This window comes from Epilithonimonas sp. JDS (genome assembly GCF_021261315.1).
Classification (GTDB): domain Bacteria; phylum Bacteroidota; class Bacteroidia; order Flavobacteriales; family Weeksellaceae; genus Epilithonimonas.
Window position 1 is genome coordinate 342812 of the sequence record NZ_JAJSAX010000002.1, and the last position, 23712, is coordinate 366523.

Annotated in this window: 19 protein-coding genes; 13 read left to right on the plus strand and 6 right to left on the minus strand. The window is 37.6% G+C overall.

Annotation, left to right across the window (positions count from 1 at the left end; translation table 11 throughout):
- The first annotated feature begins 1 nt into the window (after position 1).
- On the plus strand, positions 2 to 760 hold the full coding sequence (locus LUD75_RS08310; RefSeq protein WP_232705214.1) for a hypothetical protein: 759 nt from the start codon (positions 2 to 4) through the stop codon (positions 758 to 760).
- Between the two features lie 58 nt (positions 761 to 818).
- Positions 819 to 1490 (plus strand): hypothetical protein, encoded by a 672-nt coding sequence (locus LUD75_RS08315; protein ID WP_232705215.1) that lies wholly within the window; start codon positions 819 to 821, stop codon positions 1488 to 1490.
- 59 nt (positions 1491 to 1549) lie between these two features.
- On the opposite strand, the gene LUD75_RS08320 is transcribed toward LUD75_RS08315, so the two are convergent.
- Positions 1550 to 3475 (minus strand): ATP-binding protein, encoded by a 1926-nt coding sequence (locus LUD75_RS08320; RefSeq protein WP_232705216.1) that lies wholly within the window; start codon positions 3473 to 3475, stop codon positions 1550 to 1552.
- A gap of 314 nt (positions 3476 to 3789) precedes the next feature.
- Here LUD75_RS08320 and LUD75_RS08325 point away from each other — a divergent pair, with 314 nt between their 5' ends.
- From LUD75_RS08325 to LUD75_RS08335, 3 genes are all read left to right on the plus strand, one after another.
- Positions 3790 to 4179, plus strand: coding sequence for a hypothetical protein (locus tag LUD75_RS08325; RefSeq protein WP_232705217.1), 390 nt, complete (start codon positions 3790 to 3792; stop codon positions 4177 to 4179).
- 224 nt (positions 4180 to 4403) lie between these two features.
- On the plus strand, positions 4404 to 6029 hold the full coding sequence (locus tag LUD75_RS08330; protein WP_232705218.1) for an NADP-dependent glyceraldehyde-3-phosphate dehydrogenase: 1626 nt from the start codon (positions 4404 to 4406) through the stop codon (positions 6027 to 6029).
- 174 nt (positions 6030 to 6203) lie between these two features.
- Positions 6204 to 7658 carry an LptF/LptG family permease gene (locus tag LUD75_RS08335; protein ID WP_232705219.1) on the plus strand — a complete coding sequence of 485 codons (1455 nt, stop codon included), beginning with the start codon at positions 6204 to 6206 and terminating at the stop codon, positions 7656 to 7658.
- Between the two features lie 52 nt (positions 7659 to 7710).
- Here LUD75_RS08335 and LUD75_RS08340 read toward each other — a convergent pair whose 3' ends face one another.
- The gene (locus LUD75_RS08340) at positions 7711 to 9558 is read right to left on the minus strand and encodes a chloride channel protein (RefSeq protein WP_232705220.1); all 1848 of its coding nucleotides are present in this window, start codon (positions 9556 to 9558) and stop codon (positions 7711 to 7713) included.
- A 218-nt stretch (positions 9559 to 9776) separates the two neighbouring features.
- Here LUD75_RS08340 and LUD75_RS08345 point away from each other — a divergent pair, with 218 nt between their 5' ends.
- Positions 9777 to 10547 carry a dihydrodipicolinate reductase C-terminal domain-containing protein gene (locus LUD75_RS08345; RefSeq protein WP_232705221.1) on the plus strand — a complete coding sequence of 257 codons (771 nt, stop codon included), beginning with the start codon at positions 9777 to 9779 and terminating at the stop codon, positions 10545 to 10547.
- A gap of 109 nt (positions 10548 to 10656) precedes the next feature.
- Here the strand turns inward: LUD75_RS08345 and LUD75_RS08350 are convergent, their stop codons facing one another.
- Complete coding sequence (locus tag LUD75_RS08350) at positions 10657 to 11973, minus strand: sorbosone dehydrogenase family protein (RefSeq protein ID WP_232705222.1); 1317 nt, start codon at positions 11971 to 11973, stop codon at positions 10657 to 10659.
- A 155-nt stretch (positions 11974 to 12128) separates the two neighbouring features.
- The gene (locus tag LUD75_RS08355) at positions 12129 to 12839 is read right to left on the minus strand and encodes a DUF6261 family protein (RefSeq protein WP_232705223.1); all 711 of its coding nucleotides are present in this window, start codon (positions 12837 to 12839) and stop codon (positions 12129 to 12131) included.
- A 402-nt stretch (positions 12840 to 13241) separates the two neighbouring features.
- Between LUD75_RS08355 and LUD75_RS08360 the strand changes: the two genes are divergently transcribed.
- The 3 genes from LUD75_RS08360 to LUD75_RS08370 are packed head-to-tail and all read left to right on the plus strand — an operon-like array spanning position 13242 to position 15572.
- On the plus strand, positions 13242 to 13436 hold the full coding sequence (locus tag LUD75_RS08360) for a hypothetical protein (protein ID WP_232705224.1): 195 nt from the start codon (positions 13242 to 13244) through the stop codon (positions 13434 to 13436).
- A gap of 2 nt (positions 13437 to 13438) precedes the next feature.
- Entirely contained in the window at positions 13439 to 15220 is a 1782-nt protein-coding gene (locus LUD75_RS08365; protein ID WP_232705225.1) for an AAA family ATPase, read from the plus strand.
- Positions 15207 to 15572: a hypothetical protein gene (locus LUD75_RS08370; protein WP_232705226.1), complete on the plus strand. Its 366-nt coding sequence runs from the start codon at positions 15207 to 15209 to the stop codon at positions 15570 to 15572. Before LUD75_RS08365 ends, LUD75_RS08370 begins: the two co-directional genes overlap by 14 nt.
- Before the next feature lie 85 nt (positions 15573 to 15657).
- Here the strand turns inward: LUD75_RS08370 and LUD75_RS08375 are convergent, their stop codons facing one another.
- Positions 15658 to 17079 carry a sugar MFS transporter gene (locus LUD75_RS08375; RefSeq protein WP_232705227.1) on the minus strand — a complete coding sequence of 474 codons (1422 nt, stop codon included), beginning with the start codon at positions 17077 to 17079 and terminating at the stop codon, positions 15658 to 15660.
- A gap of 302 nt (positions 17080 to 17381) precedes the next feature.
- On the opposite strand from LUD75_RS08375, the gene LUD75_RS08380 reads away from it, so the two are divergent.
- Entirely contained in the window at positions 17382 to 18134 is a 753-nt protein-coding gene (locus LUD75_RS08380) for an NUDIX domain-containing protein (RefSeq protein ID WP_232705228.1), read from the plus strand.
- Positions 18135 to 18146: 12 nt separating this feature from the next.
- On the opposite strand, the gene LUD75_RS08385 is transcribed toward LUD75_RS08380, so the two are convergent.
- Positions 18147 to 18482, minus strand: coding sequence for a helix-turn-helix domain-containing protein (locus tag LUD75_RS08385; RefSeq protein WP_232705229.1), 336 nt, complete (start codon positions 18480 to 18482; stop codon positions 18147 to 18149).
- Between the two features lie 124 nt (positions 18483 to 18606).
- Here LUD75_RS08385 and LUD75_RS08390 point away from each other — a divergent pair, with 124 nt between their 5' ends.
- The 3 genes from LUD75_RS08390 to LUD75_RS08400 all read left to right on the plus strand — a co-directional run bounded on the left by LUD75_RS08390 (position 18607) and on the right by LUD75_RS08400 (position 23686).
- Positions 18607 to 19668, plus strand: coding sequence for an NADH:flavin oxidoreductase (locus tag LUD75_RS08390; protein ID WP_232705230.1), 1062 nt, complete (start codon positions 18607 to 18609; stop codon positions 19666 to 19668).
- A 491-nt stretch (positions 19669 to 20159) separates the two neighbouring features.
- Positions 20160 to 21590, plus strand: coding sequence for a GEVED domain-containing protein (locus LUD75_RS08395; protein WP_232705231.1), 1431 nt, complete (start codon positions 20160 to 20162; stop codon positions 21588 to 21590).
- A 101-nt stretch (positions 21591 to 21691) separates the two neighbouring features.
- On the plus strand, positions 21692 to 23686 hold the full coding sequence (locus tag LUD75_RS08400) for a T9SS type A sorting domain-containing protein (RefSeq protein ID WP_232705232.1): 1995 nt from the start codon (positions 21692 to 21694) through the stop codon (positions 23684 to 23686).
- Positions 23687 to 23712: the final 26 nt, after the last annotated feature.

Below are 23712 nucleotides of genomic sequence, written 5' to 3' on the forward strand. Positions count from 1 at the left end.
AATGCAAAACCTAGGAATCATCGGCTACGGCTGGCTCGGAAATCACATCGCAGAAAGATTATCAGACCGCTACAACATCTTTGCAACCACTACCACACTTTCCAAAGCACAAGACCTCAGTGCCAAAGGCTACCACACTACTCTAGTCAGTTTTCCCGACGAACTGGATGCCAATATGAAAGCTTGGGAAGTCGCAAAAGATTTGGATGCCATCATCATCAGCGTGCCGTTTTCGGGACTTCGAGGGGCGCAGATTCCGATGAATGACAAACGTCAAAACCTTCTGAACTTTCTTGGTGATTACAAAGGTCAATTGTTTTTAATGAGCTCCACGGGCGTTTATCCTCAAACAGAAAAAGAATTTACAGAAGATGACACACCTGCTGAAAATGTGGAAAGTGAAAGTTTTATTTTGGAACAATTTCCTCAGACCAACATTCTGAGATTAGCAGGATTAATGGGTGGCGAAAGGCTTTTGAAGAATTACAATATTTCCGACCTGCATCTGTTGGTTAATCACATCCATTACGCTGATATTTGTTCCGTCGTTGAGAAGATGCTGGAGCAACAATCTCAGTCCAAAGTTTACAACATCGTCGCACCCATCCACCCGAACAAAGAGGAAGTCATCAACGCGCAGAAAGATCTGCCCTACTCCGGCGAACGAACCACTGTCGGCAGAACCATTTCTCCACAAAAATTAATCTCAGAATTGAACTTCGAATTCAAATATCAGGATCCGCTGTATTTTCATTTGTAAAATTTCAGGTCATTTCCAACCTTTTTCAGAATAATGCATCTTAGTAAAAAAAGACATTATGAAAGTTACCATCCCAAAACCGTGTCACGAAAACTGGGCCTCTATGACGCCCGAAGAAAAAGGCAGATTCTGCCAGGTTTGTTCCAAGAGCGTACGAGATTTTACCAACGCATCTGACCAGGATATTATCGATGACCTTTCCCAGAACTCAAACATCTGCGCCAATTTTCGTGTGGATCAGCTGGACAGGAACCTAAGCCATTCTTTCCTCAATTCTTTATTTGCAAAGTTTGCCGTTGGTTTTGTCCTCACATCGGGAGGTATCGTCTCGGCACAGACGCAACCGAAAGTGAATCATCCCGTAAAAACAGACGTCCCGATACAAGTCAGAGGCGAAGTAGCACAGGTTAAACCGCCTAAAAAACAACCTGTTCAAACAGATCAAAATAGACCTATAAGGCTTGGGAAGATTGCTGTATCAGATGCTGACAGACAGAATCCAAAAACGCAACCACTCAGACTTGGCAAGCCTTTATCCATTAACGAAAATAATCAACCATTATACGTTGTAGAGGGAAAGATTATTACAAATAAACAATTTCAGCAGATTGACACCAATAGTATTGAGGATATCAAAGTTTTAAAAGGCAAAGAAGCCATTTCAAAATATGGAGCGAAGGGGAAAAATGGGGCGGTTATTATTACTTTAAAAGGGAAAAAGAAGAAGTAGATTTACGGATTGATTTTAAATGAGAAAACCTGCGTTTAGCAGGTTTTTATAAATATTATCTACTGGGTATATTCCTTTATTTTTGTTAACCAATTTTTTATTTCATCATAACCATTTCTTTCTCTAAGTCTATCTATTGTCATTTTTTCAATCGCTCGTTTATTAAGATTTTTTTTCGCTTGAGATACTTTTTTCTTTTGTTTCTCTTCATTTCTTATCGGATCACTATGCATTAGATCCCAAGTCGTGGTTCCCTGTGACATATGCACAGCCATAGCAACTTTTTTAGGTACATCATCAGTATCTAAAATCTCTGAAAGATTAATTGGAATTCTTTCTTCAGCGTAACAATCAATAATAGCTTCGTGATGTAAATAATTTTCTAATTCTAATTTTACTGTGTTAAATCCAATTTTATGTGGATTAGCTTCAGCGTTTAAGTTTGCAACACTTTGAATATAATCTGGTATATCTGAATCATAAATATGAATTTGCTTTTGCAAAAGTCCATCTAAATATTTCTTTTCAATATAAAATTTTAACTGAGATCCTCCTGTTGGTATAAAAGCGACTTTTTCATTATTTTCTAAATTGATAATTGTTTGATCTTCATTATGTAATAATTTACTAAAGTTAATTAGTCCATTAATATCATTTTCTCCTTCAACAAAAATTAAAACTTTAACTTTGTTTTTAGGGTCAGGTAAAGCGCCTAAAGTTTCAATAATTTTATCAATAATTAATTCATTATCCGAACCATCAATATGACTTCCATTTTCAATTCTACAAATACCTGCATTATCTCTAAAAATATATCGCAGTGATTTATTTGGAATTTCTTTAGCCAGATTTGAATTATGAGTCGTAAAAAAGACTTGTGCATTATCAGTTTCAGACAGTTCTTTTAAAGCATTTACAATCATCAATTGAAAATTAGGATGTTGTGATGTTTCTGGCTCTTCTAACGCATAAATTATGTTTGGAGATTCCGCTGTTCTTCTATTTTCAATTTGAGCTCTGAAAAAACTTAAGAGTACTAGTCTTCTCATACCACTACCTCTTTTATTTAGTGGTATGCCCCTTTCATCTTCTAAAGTTAACTTAAAAATACTATTCCAAGATGGCTCCTTAGGAAAACTCGATTTTAATGTTTCCGCTAAATCTGAATCTAATTCATTTAATTTTACAATAGTTCTATCAGCAAGATTTGTTGAAGCTTCTTGCACAGCATTTTTTAATTCTTCCAATAATGGTAGAATATTTTCTCTGTTTAATACCTCCTTAATTATTTCTTTCATTGGATCTTGTATATCAGTATCTTGATCATTTAAAGGTTTATCAACAAAGAATAAAGAGTACAACGGAAGGAATTTTTTAATACTCGTCCATATCTTCTTTCTATTATCTTCATTATCTAGTTTACCGTCAATCTTTAGTGATTTAGTAATTAGCTCAAAACCATTTTGAGGTTGGAAATGTCTTCTTATAGCTTTACGTAAATCCTTACTCTGATTTCTATTTACTCCTTCAGGATCTATGACCAATTCTTCAAATTGCAATTTTAAAGTTGTTCTCTTCTTTGACAATAAATCTGAAAGATTTTCATTATCTGGATATTGACAGATAATAAAAGATTCTTCTGAAATTGCTCCCGTCGCAGTTAATGGATAAATCTTTTTAATTTCTAACAAGCCTTCTGAATTAAGTAAAAATTCTTCAGCAAGAGTGGTTGTAATTGTATCGTCTAAGATGATTTCTGATGGTAAATTATCAAAAATGCAACTTATTTCGATTGCTCTTACATCATGATCAATGCATAAATCTTCTTTTTCTGGTTTTCCATTAAAGTATATATCTAAAGCTTCCAAAATAGTTGATTTTCCAATATCGTTCTTTCCAATAATCACATTAAGATCATCTACATCAAATATTGTTTCTTGAGAATAACCTCTAAAATTTTTTAATTTGATTCTTTTTAAGTTCATAGTATTATAGTTTTAATTCCCCCAAATCTACAAAACCTCAACCACTTACAATTACGGATTCCCGTAAACCGACAAAATAAACCCAACAAAAAACCCACTCTGCCAAACTGTCAAAAACCATCCAAACATAAAACTACCAAAAACAAACTTTGCGTATAGGATGCGTATACCGACCGTATACCGATAGCGTATCAAAATCTTATGTCAAAATGACAAAACCCAATCATGAAAATCCCAAGATTTATTAAACCTTTTAACACCCTAGCCTCATTTTTGGAATCATTCTTGAACCTACTCCCGGAAAATCCCCTATTATGGAAGCAAGTACAATCAAAACCATCGCAAAATACGGCTTGGGCGCAATGCTCATCTCAGCAGGAATCGGACACCTTACGTTCGCAAGAAAAGAATTCCAGGCGCAAGTCCCCGAGTGGGTACCATTGGAAAAAGATGATACCGTCGTCTATTCCGGAATCGTAGAGATCGCAATGGGAGCCGCCATCATCGCTGCACCTAAGAAATATGAATCACTCGTAGGACAGCTCGCTGCCGGATTGTTCACCGCAGTTTTCCCCGGAAACTATGCCCAGTACAAAGAAAGAAGAAACGCATTTGGACTTAACTCAGACAACAAAAGATTTGCAAGGTTATTTATGCAGCCAGCACTTATCGCTTGGGCGCTCAAGTCTACGGATAATAAATAATTGTAAAGTCTTCGACTCCACTCAGACTGACGTCTCATATTAGAATTGTCGTGCTGAGCGGAGTCGAAGAATCTTGAAAATAAAATCACACTCAACTTTCCGGTTGAGTTTTTTTGATTCCCGCATAGAATAAATCTATGTTAACAGCCTTTCAGAATCAATCTTTATCTCTAAATTTATTGTCATCAAAAATCAAAACGTAATTAATCACAATTAACAAAACTATGAGTTCAGAAAATCCAAGCTTCAAAGACATATTCAAAAGCGAAAACGAAATCCCCAAAGAATACAAAGTTCCCGTCATCCACCAAAGAGAATATCTCCTAAACGGCGAACTGGTACAATGGAACGGCGACGTGACCGAAATCTATTCCCCAATCTGCATCCCAACAGAAAATGGACTGGAAAGAAAACTGCTGGGAAGCATACCAAACATCAGTCCGGAAGACGCCATGAACGTCTTGGAAGCCTCTGTAAAAGCTTACAACAACGGTCTTGGCGAATGGCCGACAATGTCCGTGGAAAGCAGAATCAAATGTATGCAGAAGTTCGTTTATCTAATGATTAAAGAACGCGATCTGGTCATCAAACTATTGATGTGGGAAATAGGAAAAACACTCCCTGATTCTACCAAAGAATTTGACAGAACCGTAGATTACATCAACCAAACCATTGACGCTTTAAAAGATCTCGACAGAGAATCATCCAGATTCCAGCAGGCAGAAGGCACCATTGCACAAGTGAGAAGAGCACCACTTGGCGTAGTGTTGAGTATGGGACCGTTCAATTACCCGTTGAACGAGATTTTCACGACTTTGATTCCAGCTTTGATTATGGGAAATACGATTCTCTTCAAGCTGCCAAAGCACGGCGTTCTGGCGCATTATCCTTTGTTAAAAGCTTTCCAGGAAGCATTTCCGGCAGGAACAGTCAATACACTTTACGGAAAAGGCGCAGAGATCATCACCCCAATTATGGAAAGCGGAAAAGTGAATGTTCTCGCCTTCATCGGATCAAGTAAAGTGGCGAATGGATTGAAAAAACTTCATCCAAAAGTGAACAGATTAAGAGCAATTCTAAGTCTTGATGCAAAAAACGCCGCCATCGTTACCAAACATGCCAACCTGGATATTGCGGTAAGCGAAATTATTCTGGGATCACTTTCCTTCAATGGTCAAAGATGTACAGCTTTAAAACTGATTTTTGTTCAGAAAGAAGTTGCGGAAGAATTTACTCAGAAATTAACCGCAGCAGTTTCAGCTTTGAAACCTGGTTTGCCTTGGGAAAAAGATGTGAAAATCACCCCACTTCCGGAAGTCAACAAACCACCTTACCTTGAAGAATGTATAGAGGACGCCATATCAAAAGGTGCAAAAGTTCTTAATGAAAACGGTGGTTACAACGAAGCTTCATTCGTTTTCCCAGCTGTGGTTTATCCTGTAAATGACCAAATGAAATTGTATCACGAAGAGCAGTTCGGACCAGTGATTCCTGTTGTTCCTTTTGATGATATTGATGAGCCAATCGATTATCAGGTGAATGCAGACCACGGAATGCAGGTGAGTCTTTTCAGTGAAGATGCAATGGAAACCTCAAAACTGATCGACGCTTTTGTAAATCTTGTAAGCCGCGTGAACATCAATTGCCAAGCACAGAGAGGCCCGGATGTTTTCCCATTCACAGGAAGAAAAGACAGTGCGGAAGGAACACTTTCTGTTTTTGATGCCTTGAGATCTTTCTCCATCCGATCATTAGTCGCTGCAAAAATTACGGATGCCAACAAAGAACTGTTGAATTCTATTGTAAGAGACCACGATTCTAACTTCCTGAGTACGGATTATATTTTTTAATAAGACTTATAGATGATAGATAAAAGATAATAGACTTTTTTCTTTTATAATAAATTGAATCCGCAACTGATTATTGCGGATTTTTTTAGATTTAATTTTAAAATATTCCTAAAATCCTACAACCCATTTCAGTATTGCTTTTTTTGCAGTATTTTTGAGGTTTAAATTTCTGAATTGAAAAAATTAGATCAATATATTGTCAAAACCTTTTTCGGGCCGTTTCTTTTTATTTTCAGTGTGCTGTTTTTCATCTTCATTGTCAATATCATCTGGACGCAAATGTCGCAGCTGACGGGAAAAGGTCTGACTTACGGCGAAATATCAAAACTTCTTTTCTACCTTGGAATGAGCGTTGTTAGTATGGTACTGCCATTGACGATTCTCCTCTCCTCGATTATGACTTTTGGAGATTTTGGAGAGCGCTACGAACTGGCAGCGATGAAGGCAGCCGGGATTTCTCTCTTGCGGGTAATGATGCCTTTGCTGATAACGGTTTCTTTCCTCGCCGGAATTCTCTTTTTATTTTCCAATAACATCATTCCGGATTTCCAAAGGAAGGCGAAGAATATGTTGTTCAACATCGTATCATCCAAGCCTGCGCTCAACTTTACGCCTGGCGTTTTCATTGACCAAATCTCAGGTTATTCTGTAAAGTTTGACAAAATCTATGGCGAAGGCGGCCAAAAACTGGAAGGTGTTTTCCTGCACAAGAATGCAAGTCCTTATGATAATCAGCAGACCATTATCGCGAAAAAAGGAAAATTTGCCAATGCCGAAGACCGTAATTACCTGAAACTAATTCTTTACGATGGCTATGTTTATGAAGACAACATCTCCGGAAAACCTTACGAAGAAAGAAAAAAGCAACCGAATCAATCGGTGAAATTTGACAGTCTGGTTTATCACTTTGACATCAGTGAGCTCATCAACAATGCCATTGAGAAAGAAAAAATAACGGAAGATTACCGTTTCCAAACCTACGGAGAGGTGAATGGAACGCTGGAGAAAAACAGAAAAAGCAATCTGGTTTCCCTCACTTCTATGGCGTCGCCTGTGATTTCGCAGACCAACAATTACGTTCAGTATATAGATAAAACAAAGCAGCAGGAGAAGGTCATCAAAGAGCCTTACAAAATCGATACACTCAAAAAAGATAAAAAGCTGGAAGTGCTTTGGAGTGCCTACAACAAAATCGAAACCCTGAAAGCTGCGACAGATTCCAACGAAACTGCCATTTCGGACATCGTGAAAAGCCACAACAAAATCGTGATGTACCAGCAGCGGATCGTGTCCTACTCTTTCACCTGTATCATTTTCTTTTTGATTGGTGCCAGTCTTGGATCGATCATCAGAAAAGGCGGAATGGGACTTCCGGTAATCATCGCCATTGTGATCTTCATCATTTTCTACGTCCTGAATCTAACGGTGGAAAACATCTCGTGGAAAGGAAAACTGAATCCTTACCTCGCCGCGTGGATTCCGAATATTGTCCTCTTCCCGTTCAGTGTCTGGATTACTTACAAAGCCCTGACAGATTCGCAGTTATTTGATATTGAGAAATACAAAGCGCTGTTCAAACCACTTATCGATAAGTTCTCCAAACCGAAAGAACATCAGCGGTATCAATAAATATAAAAAGCCGGATCGGAAATGATTCGGCTTTATGTTTTTTTATATTACCTTACTCAGAATAACCTTTCAGAACTTGCCTGTAGCTCATGAGAATTGATGATTTGGAAATGAAACCAATGAATACATTATTCTGGTCAACCACAGGTAGATTCCAAGATCCTGTATCATCAAAAATCTGAAGAATGTCCAAAGGTTTATCTTCTACTTTGATTAATGCAGGCGGTGCTTTCATAATTTTGGTCACTGGCAAAGCAGCATTATTTTCCTGATTAAAAAGATATGGCCGGATATCATCAAGCGTCAGAATTCCCTTTAATTTGTTATCGTTATTTAATACTGCAAACAGGTTTTTATTTCCATTTTTTACCAATTCGAACAAGTCATTGATAGATGCATCTTCATTAATTGTCTGGGCATTTTTATCAATAAAATCTTCGGTATGAAGAGAAAACAAAAGGTTTTTATCGTGTTCATTTGTAAATATTTTTCCCTGATCTGCCAATGATTTTAATTCCGGTGATATTGGCGAAAACCATTTGGCCATCAAGTAGGAAATGACAGAAACGATCATTAGCGGAATAAATAAATCATAACCAAAACTGGACTCGGCAATCAAGAATATAGCAGTTAATGGTGCATACAAAACACCGCTCATTGCACCGGCCATTCCGACAAGAATAAGATTTGTAACCGGAACATCCTTGAAGCCGATCTGCTGGCAAATCACAGCAAACAAAAATCCCACAGAACCACCAGCGAAAAGCGACGGCGCGAAATTACCGCCATTACCACCACTGAAAATAGTAAATGATGTCGCAAATGCTTTTAACAGGCAAACAAGAATCAGAAAGACAATGATGGTCCATTCTTTAAGATCAAAATACCGGAAAAAACTATTTTCTACAATCACATTGGCGTGACCATTGGTAAAGGCTTTTACCGTATCATATCCTTCGCCGAACAAAGGCGGAAATAGCACACACAGAAAAGATAATACCGCACCTCCCAGCATCGCTTTTCGAAGTCTGGAGATTTGAAGTCCTTTCAGAAAATGTTCTACCTTTTGAGAAACGATCAGGAAATATCTGGCATATAGCCCCGTCACAATTCCCAAAATCAGATAGTAAGGAACATTTCGATAATTGAATGCCTCTCTGGTATAAAATCTGAAAAGGACATCTTCCTGAAGTAAAATTCTGGACAACAAACTGCCGCAAACCGCAGCCACAACCAAAGGAATAAAATCTGTGAACACAACACCCGTCAAGAGAATCTCAAAAGCAAACATAATCCCGGCAATCGGAGCGTTGAATGCAGATGCAATACCAGCGGTAGCACCTGCTGCCAGGAGAAGTGTTCGCTCTTTATAATTTAAGCGGTAAGTCTGGGCGTAGTTGGAACCAATGGCTGCACCCGTCACTGCAATCGGACTTTCCAGACCTGCAGATCCTCCGAGACCTACAGTGATCGCACTTTGAACAATCTGAGAATATGTTTTGACCGAGGAAACGATACTTGAGTTTTGCGCAATTTCATACAGGATCGCACCAATTCCTTTTCTGTCCTGACCTTTGAAGATCGTCAACACAATAATTGTCGTCAACACAATGCCTAGGAAAGGAAAAATAATGTAGAATAAAATCTGATATTCGAAATGGACTTTATTGACAATGAAAAAGTGAATATTATGAACAATCGTTTTCAGGATCACGCCGGCCAGTCCCGCCGTACATCCTACCAGAATCCCTGACAGCAAAAGAAACTGACTGCGGCTAAGTTTGTTATTAAGCCAATGAATAATCAATTCATAACTGCGGGCTTTCTCCAAACCATATTGCTGGAAATCCCGTTTGAATTTGAGAAAACTGAGAAATCTTTTTTTGTTATGAATTTTCACTGCTGGTATATTTCTGTGACAATAAAATAGAAATTATCGTTTCCATTTTAAAATATTGAATGTTCCACAAATATATCAAAAGCATATCGGAAGAACGATGCTCCTGCTAAGAAATCATTACAGATCGTGACCGAAAAGGCGGTTAATATATTTTATCGTACCTTACTGATGTTAATATTCGAAATCAATAATTAAAATCATCATATAAAATTGTAATTATGAAAATAGGATTAATAGGATTCGGGAAGGCAGGAAAGGCAGTAGCAAATGTTATTCTTCAGCATCAGGATTTCACATTGGAATGGGTTCTGAAGAATAATGACAAGCTGAAACAGGTCTCTGCCAAAGATATTCTTGGAGTCAATGCGCCTGATACCGCAACGATCTTTTCCCAGCAGACTACCGATCTGGAAACCTTATTTACAGATCATCCCGTGGACCTCATCATCGATTTTTCTACCGAGGCAAGCATTTATTACTACGGTAAAACTGCGGCTCAGAAAAAAATCAAGATCATTTCTGCTATTTCGCATTACGGAGAAAATGAAACCAAACTTCTCAAAGAACTTTCAAATGATACAGTTGTTTTCTGGTCGCCCAACATTACTTTAGGCGTCAACTATCTTCTGTTCGCAGCCTCGTTGCTAAAAAATATTGCACCAGGCGTAGACATAGAAGTGATTGAGGAGCATTTCAAAGCCAAGTCCGGTGTATCGGGAACAGCGATGAAAATTGCGGAAGTTTTGGATGTGGAAACAGAAAGTATCAATTCGGTGAGAGCTGGCGGAATTGTAGGTAAACACGAGGTCATCTTTGGATTTCCTTATCAGACTGTTCGATTGGTTCACGAATCTATTTCCAGAGAAGCCTTCGGAAGCGGTGCACTGTTCGTAGCAGAAAATCTGAAAAACAAACTGAATGGACTTTATAATTTCGAAGATATTTTAAGACCTTACTTTTTCAGTCAATCTCAAAACAGTTTATCGTGATCAGACTTTTATCAGTTTAAATTCATTTGTGAAGTAAAGATTCACCAGATCAACCAAAAAAACCTGCTCAAAGCAGGTTTTAATGTTAAAATTTAGAAAATCTTTAAAATTACTTTTTGGTAAGAGCTACTCTCCAGACAATGCCGCTCACATCATCCGCCACCAGCAAAGATCCGTCAGCAATCTGAAGTACACCAACCGGTCTTCCGTACACATCACCTTTGGCTTCATTGGCAATAAATCCTGTTAAAAATGGCTGATAAGAACCCGAAGCTTTTCCATTTTTGAATGGCACAAACGCCACCTGATAACCTACCAGAGATGAACGATTCCAGGAACCGTGCTGCCCAATGAAAGCGCCGTTTTTATACTGCTCCGGAAACTGAGATCCTGTGTAGAATGCCAAACCAAGAGAAGCCGTGTGACTTCCCAGAGGCACGTCCGGCACAATGGTTTTCGCTACCAGATCCGGCTTTTCGCCTTTCCTTCTCGGGTCTTCATTTTGTCCGAAATAAGCGTAAGGCCATCCATAGAAAGCATCACGTTTCACACTGGTCAGATAATCCGGAACCAGCTCATCTCCCAATTCGTCACGTTCATTGACGACAGTCCAAAGTTGTCCGGTTGTGGGATTCCAGCTCATTCCGACTGGGTTTCTAAGTCCGGCTGCGTAGATTTTTTCGCCGCTTCCATCCGGGTTAACTTCCAGAATGTTGGCTCTTCGCACTTCGTACTCCATCCCATTTTCGCCGACGTTGCTGCCGGATCCTACGGAGATATAGATTTTAGACTGGTCTTTGTTGGCAATCAGGTTTCTTGTCCAGTGGTTGTTGTAACCGCCAGCCGGCAGATTTACGATCTTTTTACCGGGCTGTGTGATTTTGGTGTCGCCTGCTTTGTACGGATAAACGTAGAGTCCGTCGGTATTGGCGACATAGAATTTGTCTTTGATGATCAGCATTCCGTATGGCTGATTGAGGTTTGCAAGGAACACGGAAGACGTTTCCGGAATGCCATCTTTGTTGGCATCGCGGTACAGGATAATGCGGTTAGCAGATTTGCCGCCCACCTCAGCATCGCTTTTTCCGCTCAGGTCATTTTTGATTTTGTCTGCCGTAGAACGTTCCGAATTGGAAAGTACCACGAAGATATCGCCATTCTCTCCCTGAATCATATTCCTCGGGCTTTTGATACCCTCCGCAAAACGCGTCACCGTGAAACCTTCCGGCGCAGTAGGCGCTTTATCCTTCGGCCATCCGATGACGTTGCTGAATTTGTTCTTCGCACTTTTCTCATCCGGCGGCGGCAGTTTCAAAGTATCGGTTTGGGTCACGGCCTCTTCGGTTTGTCCGGAACCGTCGGTCTTTTTGGTTTCTTTACAACTGAAAAACAGCACAGCTACGGCTGGTAAAAGATAATTTTTCATAATATTCTGAGATTTGGTATTTAAGAATTCTAAAGCCTCAAAAATTACAAAAACCGTTCCCTAAAGGGAAAATGACTGTTAATAGTAGTTTAAGAAAAAGTATAAGGCACAAAAAAACCTGCGTTGTGGCAGGTTCATATTTAAGATGATTGTGGTTAAGATTGCGGATTATTCTCCTTGTTCACAATTGGTTGCAGGTTGGAGTTCTTTGCTGCTTTCACCAGTTCGTTCACATCGTTGTAGAAGAGTTTCCAGTCTGTGACATCCCTCATTGCGGTCAATAGTCCGAAGAAAGATTTCAGGGTTTTCTCCAGATCTTTGCGGATGCCCGAGGCACTTTTCTGGTTTCGAAGATCAGCATTGGCGCCAGCCTGCTCTGCAAAGATGGTTTCGAAAGCCGTCTGCTTGTCTTTCATCTCATTGAAGGCTGTTTCCACTTTCAGGTCTTTCAGCTTTTGGGCATTCTCCGGTTTTTCCAGTTCCTCGATGAGTTTTTTCATCTGGGCGGTTTGGGAGGAATAGCTCATTTTGTACAACTCCAGACCGAACAATTTAAAAATCTGATACAGATCTTCTGCCGACTGTTGATTTGCAACAGAAGCCAGTTTCCGGTAACCGTTCAGGAAAGCTTTCAGATTGGAGAAAGATAGGTCTCTTTCTTTGTCAGCATTGGCGACCTCATCACCTTTTCCGCTGTAGATTTGCTTTGCATATACAGCATCATAATCTGTGTATTTGGTTTTGAGTTCTGCCAGAAGCGGATGATTTGTGATAACCGCATAAGTTCCTGAATCTGAAACATTGATAGTTCTCTGTGTAAGCGTAGCCAAATCTTTAGTACTAAGCTTTGATAGTGTAATTTTCATACATTTAGTGTTTTTATTGTTAATATTTTAATTTTTACACGTTTTAAATGTATAAAAAATATTCTTTCGTCACAAAACTATCGTTGGGAAACAAAAGTAAAAGTCACTTGATTTCCCGCAGACCGTGGGAGACTTCCGCCAAAGTTGTTTGGTTTCAAAACCCTCGTTTTGAAACCAAAGTAAAAGTTGTTTTGTTGGAAAACTAGGGTTTTGTGACTTCCGGCGAAGTTGTGTAGGTTGGAAAACGATGGTTTATTGAAAATTATATTTATATCAAACTCACTAAAAAATTGATCATCGATCAATAATATGTAACTAAACATATATTTTAATGAATTAATTGTTCTATTGTAATTATTTCTTAAGTTCGTAAAATCTTAACATTCTTTAAATAATAATACCATGAAAAAAACAGAATATTTTATGAGTCAAATGTCTTACGGTCAATACCAACAGTGCTTGGTAGAAGTAAAAAAGCAACGTAATGATTTTATATCTACAAATGAAATAAAAAAAATTGTTGACGAAAATATTACCGTTACGAATATTTCGCCATCACACGAAATAAATATGGTTATAACACTTATATATTATTAATAATGAAATTAAAATCAGTCGAAATTTTTAATTTCAAATCAATTAAACACGAGAAATTTGAGATAAACAATAATCAAATTTGCTTTGTTGGTAAGAATGAAAGTGGAAAATCAAGTATTATTTCTGCAATTAGTTATTTAAATATTTTAGACAAGGAATTAAGTTTTAATTTATTAAATAAGAGTTCAGATGATTATCCCAATGGATTACCAATTATTGTTGGGATATTCCATATAAACAAAAATTTATATCCAAAACTATATGAATTATTATCTGAATATTTAGATACTCAATATATTGTTGCATTAGATAAAAATTGCGAAAATTGTTTGTTACAAATAAAACGTTGGGGGAATGGCTTATCAAATATATCGCTGAGCCTATATTCAAAAGATTCCTTTGGTTTAAAAATTCCGGATGAAATGAAAAATAAATCAAAATTTTATGATTTGTTTTTTAACGATATTTATCCTGCAATAGAATATTTTGAAAATGAGGATTTACTTATTGAACCATCTACAGTTGAAGAATTAAATGGTGATGATAAAAAATTTGAAACATTTAGAAAATTATTGATAGTTGGAGGCTGTAATGATTTTAATATTTTTAAAAACAATGACATTAATTTCGTTACAACATACCTATCAGACATTGAGATTAAATTAAACCAAATTTTTAAAAAACATTATAAACAAGATCAAAGTATAAATATTAAGATAGTACCTGCTTTGGGAGATAGATTAAACTTGATAATTAGAGATAATTCTAATAAAAGTTATTCAATTAATGAGAGAAGTCCTGGTTTTCAGTACTATTTTTCATTTCTTGTAAATAAATTATATTCACAGAAAATTAGCGGTAAAAAAAATACAATAATTATTCTTGATGAACCTGGTCAAAGTTTGCATCCTAAAGGGTCTAAGGATTTACTTAAGTCTTTTGAAGAAATTTCAGAAACCTCCCAAATATTTTACACAACGCATAATCCATTTTTAGCACTCAGAAATTGTGTAGATTCTTTAGTTTTTGTAGAGAAAACACCAGATGAAGGAACAAAAATCAGAAAAAAAAGTTACTTGAACAAATATCAAATTTTGAGAAACGAACTGGGTATTATGCTCAATGATTCTTTCTTAATCGGTGATATAAATTTAATTGTTGAAGGTAATACGGAAAAATTAGCCTTACATAGGATATTCCAATTTGAAAAATACAGGGAATTAGAATGGATGAATATTTATAACGCAGATGGTGTATCTAATATACCACAAGCCATTAACTATCTTGGAAAAAATAATCTCAATTTATCAGGTATAATTTTGTTAGATAGTGATACGGAAGCAAATAATATTAAATTGAAAAAGTTTTATAAAAATAATATATCACAAGCAAACTGGGAAGAAATAGAAATAAATTCAGTTTATAATGACAAGGAAGAAAGAACTTTTGAAGATTTGTTTCCGCAAGATATATATATTTCGGCATTGAATAATTACTGTAAATCTTTAGAAAACCTAGATATATTTGATAAGCCATATTCAGATTTAGTTTATACCGAAAAACTAAAGACTCCAATAGTCAATATTGCTAATGAGCATTTCAAAAAATTTATATCAGCAAAAAGCACTTCTAATATAACGAAGCAAGATGTCATCAGACATTTACTTGATTTGATAGATCAGCAAGATGATAAAGTTCAACAAAAAAATTTAGTAGATGTTTTCAAACTTTTTGATAAAATAAAAACAAGTTTTTTAAAAATAGAAAGATATGTCAGTAACTAAACATAAAATATTTAAAATCAATATAATTGATGATGGAAAATTTACACTTGCGAAGACTATTGAAAGTTCAATAAACGAATTTTTAATGGATCCAAACATTGTGTATGTTAATCACTCTGTTACAACATTAACAGAAGATGTAGAGGAATATGATTCTTTTAAAACAATCTGCAAATTTGTATTTGTTAGTCTTATTTACAAAGATCTTAAGGAAACACCTATGAATGCAACTAATATCTCTAAAAAAACAAAACAATTAATACATAAAGAAGTTGAAGATAACGCACAAATAAAAGAACCTGAAATTTTCACAGACTTAGATAAACTAATATCGGATTTTCAAAAATTATAAATCAGTAGAGCTATCGCTACAATTAATGATTATCTACAAAAAAACCTGCTCTCCAGCAGGTTTCATATTTTAAAATTCAAAAATCTTAATGTCCAGACTTAGCCTCGGCATCCTGTTTCACGTGACCAAGATATTTAGTGCAGTACGCCCCGAAGATCAGGATAAACAGGTAACAGAACACAGGAATCACAAAGGAATGCTGAACGCCAAACTGATCTGCCAGGAAGCCCTGGAAAATCGGAACGATTGCGCCTCCCAAGATCGCCATGACTACCAAAGAAGAACCTTGGCTTGTGTATTTTCCTAAGCCGGAAATCGCCAACGTATAGATATTAGAGAACATAATCGAGTTGAAAATCCCAATTCCTAAAATGCTGTACATCGCCAGTTCGCCGTGGTTCAGCATCGCTGAAATCAATAGCAAAACGTTGATTCCTGCAAAGATAGAAAGGGTTCTTGCAGGAGCAGATTTCCCGATGAAGAACGCAACGAAATTCAGTGCAATGAAAACCAGGAAGAAACTGATCTGTGCAAATGTCAGATTCACAATACTGAAGATCACTAGGAAAACAGCAATCGCTGCACCCAACATATAGATGGCTTTTTTGCCCTGGCTGATGGAATGGTTCAGAGAGATCGCCCCCAGGAAACGCCCGATCATCGCGCCGCCCCAATAAAGAGACAGGTAGTTTTTGCTGACAACTTCGGAAAGGTTCATAACCTGTGGCTGCTCAAGAAAACTGATGATGAAACTTCCTACCGCTACTTCCCCACCAACATAGCAGAACATTGCGAAAACGCCGAACTTCAGGTGGTTGTATTTCAATGCGCCGTAACCTTTTACGATCTCTTCGCCTTTGATCTGAAAATCGGGAAGCTTCACTCTGGAAATTAATAAAGCGACCAGCAACAGGATTCCGGCAAAGATAAGATAAGGAATTTTCGTGGCTGCTGCAGAGAAAGAACCGTCTGCCTCGGAGAATAATTCGAAGATCAAATGACCACCCAAAACCGGAGCAATGGTAGTCCCGAAAGCGTTGAAAGCCTGTGTCATATTCAATCGGCTGGACGCGGAATCTTCCGGACCCAACAACGAAACGTATGCATTAGCCGTGATCTGAAGAACTGTAAATCCAAGACCTAAAATAAACAAAGCGCCTAAGAATAAGGGATATGAAGACAAACTCGCCGCCGGATAAAACAAGACGCAACCGAAAGCTGCTAAGAAAATCCCGAAAAGAATTCCTTTTTTGTAGCCCACTTTATCGATCGGGTCACCTTGTGAGCTGGAAATCAGAAAGTAGATCAGGGAACCTATAAAATAAGCGCCAAAGAAACAGAACTGTACCAACATCGATTGGAAAAAAGTGAGTTGGAAAAGCTGTTTGAGGTAAGGGATAAGGATGTCATTCATACACGTGATGAATCCCCACATAAAAAACAAAAGGGTAATTGTAATCAGCGGAACGGTGTAACTCCTCTTCGCCTGAACTTCATTATTTGTCATATACATTTAATTTAAAAAGAGGCTAAAGATAACCTCTTTTGTTGATAATTGCTTATTTTGAGACATTAAATTTGTCATTTAACAGGCTATAATATTAATTTTCAAAAATCTTTGACTCCGCTCAGACTGCCACTTTTGAAATATTTTTGTAATATCGATACTAAAAAAAGGGAATCGAAGTGTTTTATTATTAAGGTTTTACTGCTACAAATTCTTCAAAAATAATACGCTTTACTAAAATATTCTGTTTTAATATTTTTTTATTAATATTTTTGTAACATTGACATCAGAAACTAATAAAAATGGACTCCAAGGAATTAATCTTACAACGATCGAACGAAGCAAAAGAAATATTTCTCCCAAACCTTTCTGCAGACCCGGTGATTTTTGGATTTGACCAAAACGAACTGAAAGTTCTCCTGCTGAAAATGAACTACAGAAAACTCTGGTTTTTGCCTGGTGGATACGTAAAAAAAGAAGAAGATCTGGACGACGCCGTAGTGAGGATTTTAAGAGAAAGAGCCGGCGTGAATGCTGTTTCTTATCTGGAGGAGTTTGGTGTTTTTGGAAAGAAGAACAGAAGCGAAGATTACTTCGAAGATTTTGATGAAACCTTATTCCACAAGCAGAGATTCATCACGATTGGTTATTATGCCCTGTACAACCCGTCAAAAATCGATTTGACTGTTGATGAATATAGTGAAAGCTGCGAATGGATCTACCTGAGCCAGCTACCTGACATCGAGATGGCGATGGATCATAAGGAAATCGTGGAAAAAGCATTGGTTGCATTACGCGAAAAGATCTCGATCAAGCCAATTGGTATCAATCTATTACCGGAAAAATTCACGCTGTCTGAACTTCAAAAATTGTATGAAGCAATTCTCGGAAAAGAACTTAACAGGGGAAATTTTTACCGAAAAATAAAAAACCTTGGCATTCTGAAAAAACTGGACGAGCAAAGAAAAGGCGGCGCGCACAAAGCTCCGGACCTTTACTCTTTTGATGAAGAGATTTATAACAATGCTCTGAAAAACGGTTTAATAAGCTGGTAATAAAAAATAAGTTTAAACTTTTTCTGTTTTAATATCAAATTCTGCCTCCCATTCTTCCAGCAAATTGAGGATTGGCAAAAGTGCTAAACCCTTTTCCGTAAGACAATACTCTACTCTTGGCGGAATTTCTTTAAACTCCTGACGTGTCAAAAGATGATCGGTTTCCATCTCCCTCAACTGATCCGTAAGCACCTTTCTGGAAATCACGGGAATGCGCGCATCAATCTCGCCAAAACGCAATTTTCTGTTATTGATGACCATCACAATAATTGGTTTCCATTTGCTTCCCAAAGCTGACATTGCATTTCCCAGCGGGCAGCTGCATCCAAGTATTTTTTGCTGTCTCATATCGTGGTTATATCATAATAATATTAGTTACCGCCAAGTTACCACTTTTTATATATCAAAAGATACAAATACAAACTATTATTAGTTACTTTGTGTAACAATTAATCAAATAACAAAATTTACAATGAGTTTAGACGCATTATTCACGCCGTTTACATACAAAAATCTTCATCTTAAAAACAGAATCGTAATGGCACCGATGACGAGAGCACAATCCGACAATGGTGTTCCCACAAAGCAAATTGCAGATTACTACGCAAGAAGAGCGGCTTCCGAGGTTGGACTGATTCTTTCGGAAGGAACCGTCATCAACAGACCTGCTTCGAAGAACATTCAGAACATCCCGGATTTTTACGGAACAGAAGCTTTGAACGGATGGAAAAACGTTATTGATGCTGTCCACCAAAATGGCGGAAAAATGGGACCTCAGATCTGGCACGTTGGTGACACAAGAAGTTCCCCGGATTATCCAACAATTGAGATGGAAAAGGCGTCCACAATGACCCTGGAAGATATTCAGGATACAATTGCACAATTCGCAGCCTCTGCCAAATCCGCAAAAGATCTTGGGTTTGATGTTCTGGAAATTCACGGTGCGCACGGTTATCTGATTGATCAGTTTTTCTGGGAAGTGACCAACACAAGAACTGATGAATACGGTGGAAAAACCCTGAAGGAAAGAAGCAAATTTGCTGTTGACATTATTAAAGCAATGAGAGCTGCAGTAGGACCCGACTTCACAATCATCATCCGACTTTCGCAATGGAAACAACAGGATTACAAAAGCAGATTGGCGACAACTCCGGCTGAAATGGAAGAATGGCTTTTGCCAATGAAGGAAGCAGGCGTTGATATTTTCCATTGTTCGCAGCGCAGATTCTGGGAACCGGAATTCGAAGGTTCTGATCTTAATTTTGCTGGCTGGGCAAAAAAATTGACCGGACAACCAACTATCACTGTGGGATCTGTTGGCTTAAATGGGGATTTTATGGGTGCATTTGCAGGACAAGGCTCCGAAAAAAGTGACCTTACTGAATTATTGACGAGACTGGATCGTCAGGATTTTGATCTGGTAGCCGTCGGAAGAGCTCTTTTGAGTGACTACGAGTGGGTGAAAAAAGTAAAAGAAGGAAACTTTGACCAGATAGCGGATTTCTCGGCTGAGAGTTTGGCAGTACTTTATTAATTAAATAAAATCGGTTTATTATCTTAATAAACCGATTTTCATTTTATAAAGAGCAAGTCAAAAGTTTTCGGTCTCAAAAAATTCTGGTCAGCAAAATCACAGAGTTTGCCAGATTATCTCATTTTACATTTTTCAAATATTGAGCTATAAACCCTAAATTGACTTCCAAAAAAACAGCCTTCTCTATTCTAAAATGTAGATTTGGGATGTTTTTGACAGTTGACATATTATCAAAAAAAATAATCATTAGTTACGATTTTAATATTTATTTCAGCAGTAATTAATCTATTTCATATTTAAAATCGTATGAGATTCATCAAATTGTCTAAATCTCGGTTTTGTGAAAATCATTACGCCAAAACATTAATAATCAAAATCTTAGAACTTAAAAACGGTGTTTTAATTCGTGTAAATTCGCTGATTCCAAACAGTAATAGTTTTCTTTTTAAAAATTTCATAGCTACATTTGATTATAATTTAAAATCAAGAATATGAAATTGAAAAACGCTTTTTTTGCATCCCTCCTTTTGTCAGGAATTCTATCCGCACAGACGATCACTATAGATACAACAGTTCCCAGCAATCCTGCTCCGGAAAATAGCATTTTGGAATATTGGTATTGGGCTTATGGGATCAAAGTGACCGGAGGTGGTTTTGCTGCCAACTCGACAATTAAGTTTACATCTGTGGATCCTCAAGGCGGTTTGAGATCTTTATCTTCTACAACAGATGCGACTGGAAATATTACATTTCAGTTTAATGGCTGGACCAACAAATCGCCATTAGGTTATTATACTTTGAAAGTGGAAGATGCTACCGGAAAAATGGCAACAGGAAATTATACTGTTTTCAAAGATCCCAAAGAAGTGATCACCGGTGAGGCAACTCCGACACAATTTAAAATGATGGATTTTGGATCCGGATCTACAATCAAGGTTAAAAATCTGGTTCCGTACGGTCAGGTGAAAATCAATGTTGGTGATCCTTCTTCCGGCGCCTGGGAATTGAACAAAGATGAGGAAATGTATGCCGATGGAAACGGGGAGCTGGATATCGAGCTCAACAGTGACTCCAGACTTTTTGCGCCTGCGGGAATGGTTCCTTTGCAGCCTGTAGAAGGTAACTGGACTTTGAGTTATAACGACTGGTCTGGCGAAGGTCTTAAAGGAAGTACCAAAATTAGAGTTCTCCCAAATATTGCAAGCACATCTTCTTATTGTGGTGTTTCTGCAACTACTTCTGAGCCTATTACTTCTGTTACATTTGCTGATATTACCAATGTTTCTGATCCCAATTCTGCCAGCTCTTATGAAAATTTCCTTACTAAAGTTGGAAATATTGAGAGAGGAAAAGAATACAAAATAACCGTGAAAGGTAATGCAGCCGGTTCATGGAAAGTTAGCACATTCACAGCTTTCATTGACTGGAATCAAAACGGTACACTAGACAACGAAAATGAAATCTACAGAATCGGATTCGTAAAAGGAAGTACGGGAATGGATGCTATGTCTGCAGAATTAACCATCAAAGTTCCTGAGAATGCAGTCGTTGGTAACACTAGAATGAGAATTCTAAAAGTAAACTCACCATCTACTTTTGCGATGTTCTGGCCAACGGGAGCTTGTGGAAATTACAGTAACGGACAGATTGAAGATTACACTTTAGCCGTAAAAGAAGCTTTAGCAACCGGTGAAACTTCATTCGACAAAGTTCAGTTTTATCCAAATCCTGTGAAAGACGTATTGACGGTTTCTACAAACAAAAAAGTAAACTCAATCTCTGTTTATAATGCAGCAGGACAGCTTGTTAAAACTGCTCAGAATGCAAATACTGTCAATGTGAATAACCTTTCTGCCGGCGTTTACGTGGTAAAAGCTGAGGTAGAAGGGAAAACCGAAACTTCTAAAATTATCAAGAAGTAATTTTTTAATCATAATTGTTTATCCGGCTATTATTCAAGTTCTATCTTTTCGATAGCCGGTTTTTTATTGCCCTACTTTAACTATTAATACAACTAACTTATATGAAAAAATCTTTATCAATTCTATCCATCCTTTTGGGTACAGCAGCTTTTGCACAAGTCGATGTAACGGCAACTTCCGGTACAGAAACGGCAACTTACACGACGGTGAAAGGTGCTTTTGATGCCATCAATGCTGGTACGCATCAAGGTGTCATCAACATTACCATCACTGCAAACACATCCGAAACTGCAACAGCGGCTCTCAACAGAAGTACAGGAACTTCCAATTTCACTTCGGTTTCATTGAAACCGGCAGCCGGAATATCTGCTACCATTACAAATGCTACAACAGCTGGTCCTGTTTTCAGAATCTTGGGAAGCAATGTTACAATCGATGGAAGCAACAATGGAACAGACAGCAGAAATCTATCAATCGTCAATGGTTTTGCTACAGGTTCTGTAGTTGTTGCAATGGGATCTTCGGATGTTGCAAATCCACTGACCAACGTGACTTTAAAAAACACGACAATCATCAATGGTGTGAAGACAGCCGGAAGCGGCATCATTGTCAGCAATGCAGCGGGAGCGCAGACTGCAGGTTATTTTAATAATATCAGACTGGAAAATAATTCTATTCAGAAATCTTATCAGGGAATTTATATGATTGCAACTTCGGCTGTTGGTAATGGTTCAGGATCTGTGATTACAAAAAATGATCTTTCAACAAGCGGCGAAAACTCCAACAGATTGATGGGAATCTATTTGGGAGGAACAGACGGCGTGACGGTTTCAAATAATAAAATAGGAAATTTTGATACCGCAAACAACGAGTCCAAAAGAGGAATGTGGCTGGCTGTAGGAACTATGAATACTACAGTTTCAGACAATATCATTGATAATATCGGTGTGAATAGCATAGCAGGAGGCAGCGCAACAGGGATTCAAATCTTTACAAATGCAGGAGCAGGAAGTGCGCCTTCAGCAAATAAAATTCTTAGAAATAAAATTACAAACCTCTTCAGCAGCGGACTCAATAGTTCTGTTACCGGAATAAGTCTGGGTGGAAGTACGGTCGGAACGGTTATCAGCCAAAACACCATTAATAATCTTCTGAATACAAAAGCAGGATCTTCCGCAGGATTAGGAGCAGAAGGTATCACATTGAATACAGGAACAGCTTCGAACACATTGGTGAGTAACAATTTCATCTCAAAAGTTTCAAGTTTTGGCGCATCATTCTCCGGAAGTACCGGCGGGATCCTGATCAATGCTGGATCCGGATATAAAGTTTATAACAATTCGGTTTACCTTACAGAGACTCAAAACGACGGAACTAACAAAGGTCTGCCTATTGCACTCAGCATTACCAGTGTTACTGCTGCAGGCGCAATCGATCTTCGAAACAATATTTTTGTGACCAATATTGCAGATGCTACGATTCCAGCTTATGCGACTTCAATCTATTTTAGCACTTTGTTTTCAAACACAGATCCAAAGATTATCTTCACTAATTTTGACAATAATATTTATTACAGCAGCAGCAATCTGGCAATCTTATCGGTTACTACGACGCCTACAATTTTACCAGCTCTAAGTAATCTGCAGACAACTTACGGCAGCAATGCAAATTCTTTACAGGCGCTTCCAAAATTCGTCTCCGATACAGATCTTCACATTATTCAAACTTCAGATAATTCAACGATAGACAATAAAGGTGTTGCTTTGGCTGATGTGACTGTAGATATTGACAATGAAGGAAGAAATGGAACAACACCGGACATCGGAGCAGACGAATTTACAATCGCTACAATGGCGGTAGATAATGTTGCCAACAAAGCGAAAATCCAGATTTATCCTAATCCGGTTAATGACGTTTTGACCGTGTCTTCTGATAAAAAAGTAAGTCAGATTTCCGTTTACAATGTTGGAGGCCAGATGATTCAGGAAGTCAATAATGCTAATATTATCAATCTTGCAAAACTTTCTTCGGGTGTTTATTTTGTAAAAACCGTTGTAGAAGGTAAAGTTGAAATGACTAAAGTTATCAAGAAATAAATTTAATTCATCATAGTTTTTTTTAA

What these genes read in the sequence shown, in the direction of transcription:
- LUD75_RS08310 (WP_232705214.1), top strand. Translation starts at nt 2, where the DNA reads ATGCAAAACCTAGGAATCATCGGCTACGGCTGGCTCGGAAATCACATC.
- LUD75_RS08315 (WP_232705215.1), top strand. Translation starts at nt 819, where the DNA reads ATGAAAGTTACCATCCCAAAACCGTGTCACGAAAACTGGGCCTCTATG.
- LUD75_RS08320 (WP_232705216.1), bottom strand. Translation starts at nt 3,475, where the DNA reads ATGAACTTAAAAAGAATCAAATTAAAAAATTTTAGAGGTTATTCTCAA.
- LUD75_RS08325 (WP_232705217.1), top strand. Translation starts at nt 3,790, where the DNA reads ATGGAAGCAAGTACAATCAAAACCATCGCAAAATACGGCTTGGGCGCA.
- LUD75_RS08330 (WP_232705218.1), top strand. Translation starts at nt 4,404, where the DNA reads ATGAGTTCAGAAAATCCAAGCTTCAAAGACATATTCAAAAGCGAAAAC.
- LUD75_RS08345 (WP_232705221.1), top strand. Translation starts at nt 9,777, where the DNA reads ATGAAAATAGGATTAATAGGATTCGGGAAGGCAGGAAAGGCAGTAGCA.
- LUD75_RS08350 (WP_232705222.1), bottom strand. Translation starts at nt 11,973, where the DNA reads ATGAAAAATTATCTTTTACCAGCCGTAGCTGTGCTGTTTTTCAGTTGT.
- LUD75_RS08355 (WP_232705223.1), bottom strand. Translation starts at nt 12,839, where the DNA reads ATGAAAATTACACTATCAAAGCTTAGTACTAAAGATTTGGCTACGCTT.
- LUD75_RS08360 (WP_232705224.1), top strand. Translation starts at nt 13,242, where the DNA reads ATGAAAAAAACAGAATATTTTATGAGTCAAATGTCTTACGGTCAATAC.
- LUD75_RS08365 (WP_232705225.1), top strand. Translation starts at nt 13,439, where the DNA reads ATGAAATTAAAATCAGTCGAAATTTTTAATTTCAAATCAATTAAACAC.
- LUD75_RS08370 (WP_232705226.1), top strand. Translation starts at nt 15,207, where the DNA reads ATGTCAGTAACTAAACATAAAATATTTAAAATCAATATAATTGATGAT.
- LUD75_RS08375 (WP_232705227.1), bottom strand. Translation starts at nt 17,079, where the DNA reads ATGACAAATAATGAAGTTCAGGCGAAGAGGAGTTACACCGTTCCGCTG.
- LUD75_RS08380 (WP_232705228.1), top strand. Translation starts at nt 17,382, where the DNA reads ATGGACTCCAAGGAATTAATCTTACAACGATCGAACGAAGCAAAAGAA.
- LUD75_RS08385 (WP_232705229.1), bottom strand. Translation starts at nt 18,482, where the DNA reads ATGAGACAGCAAAAAATACTTGGATGCAGCTGCCCGCTGGGAAATGCA.
- LUD75_RS08390 (WP_232705230.1), top strand. Translation starts at nt 18,607, where the DNA reads ATGAGTTTAGACGCATTATTCACGCCGTTTACATACAAAAATCTTCAT.
- LUD75_RS08395 (WP_232705231.1), top strand. Translation starts at nt 20,160, where the DNA reads ATGAAATTGAAAAACGCTTTTTTTGCATCCCTCCTTTTGTCAGGAATT.
- LUD75_RS08400 (WP_232705232.1), top strand. Translation starts at nt 21,692, where the DNA reads ATGAAAAAATCTTTATCAATTCTATCCATCCTTTTGGGTACAGCAGCT.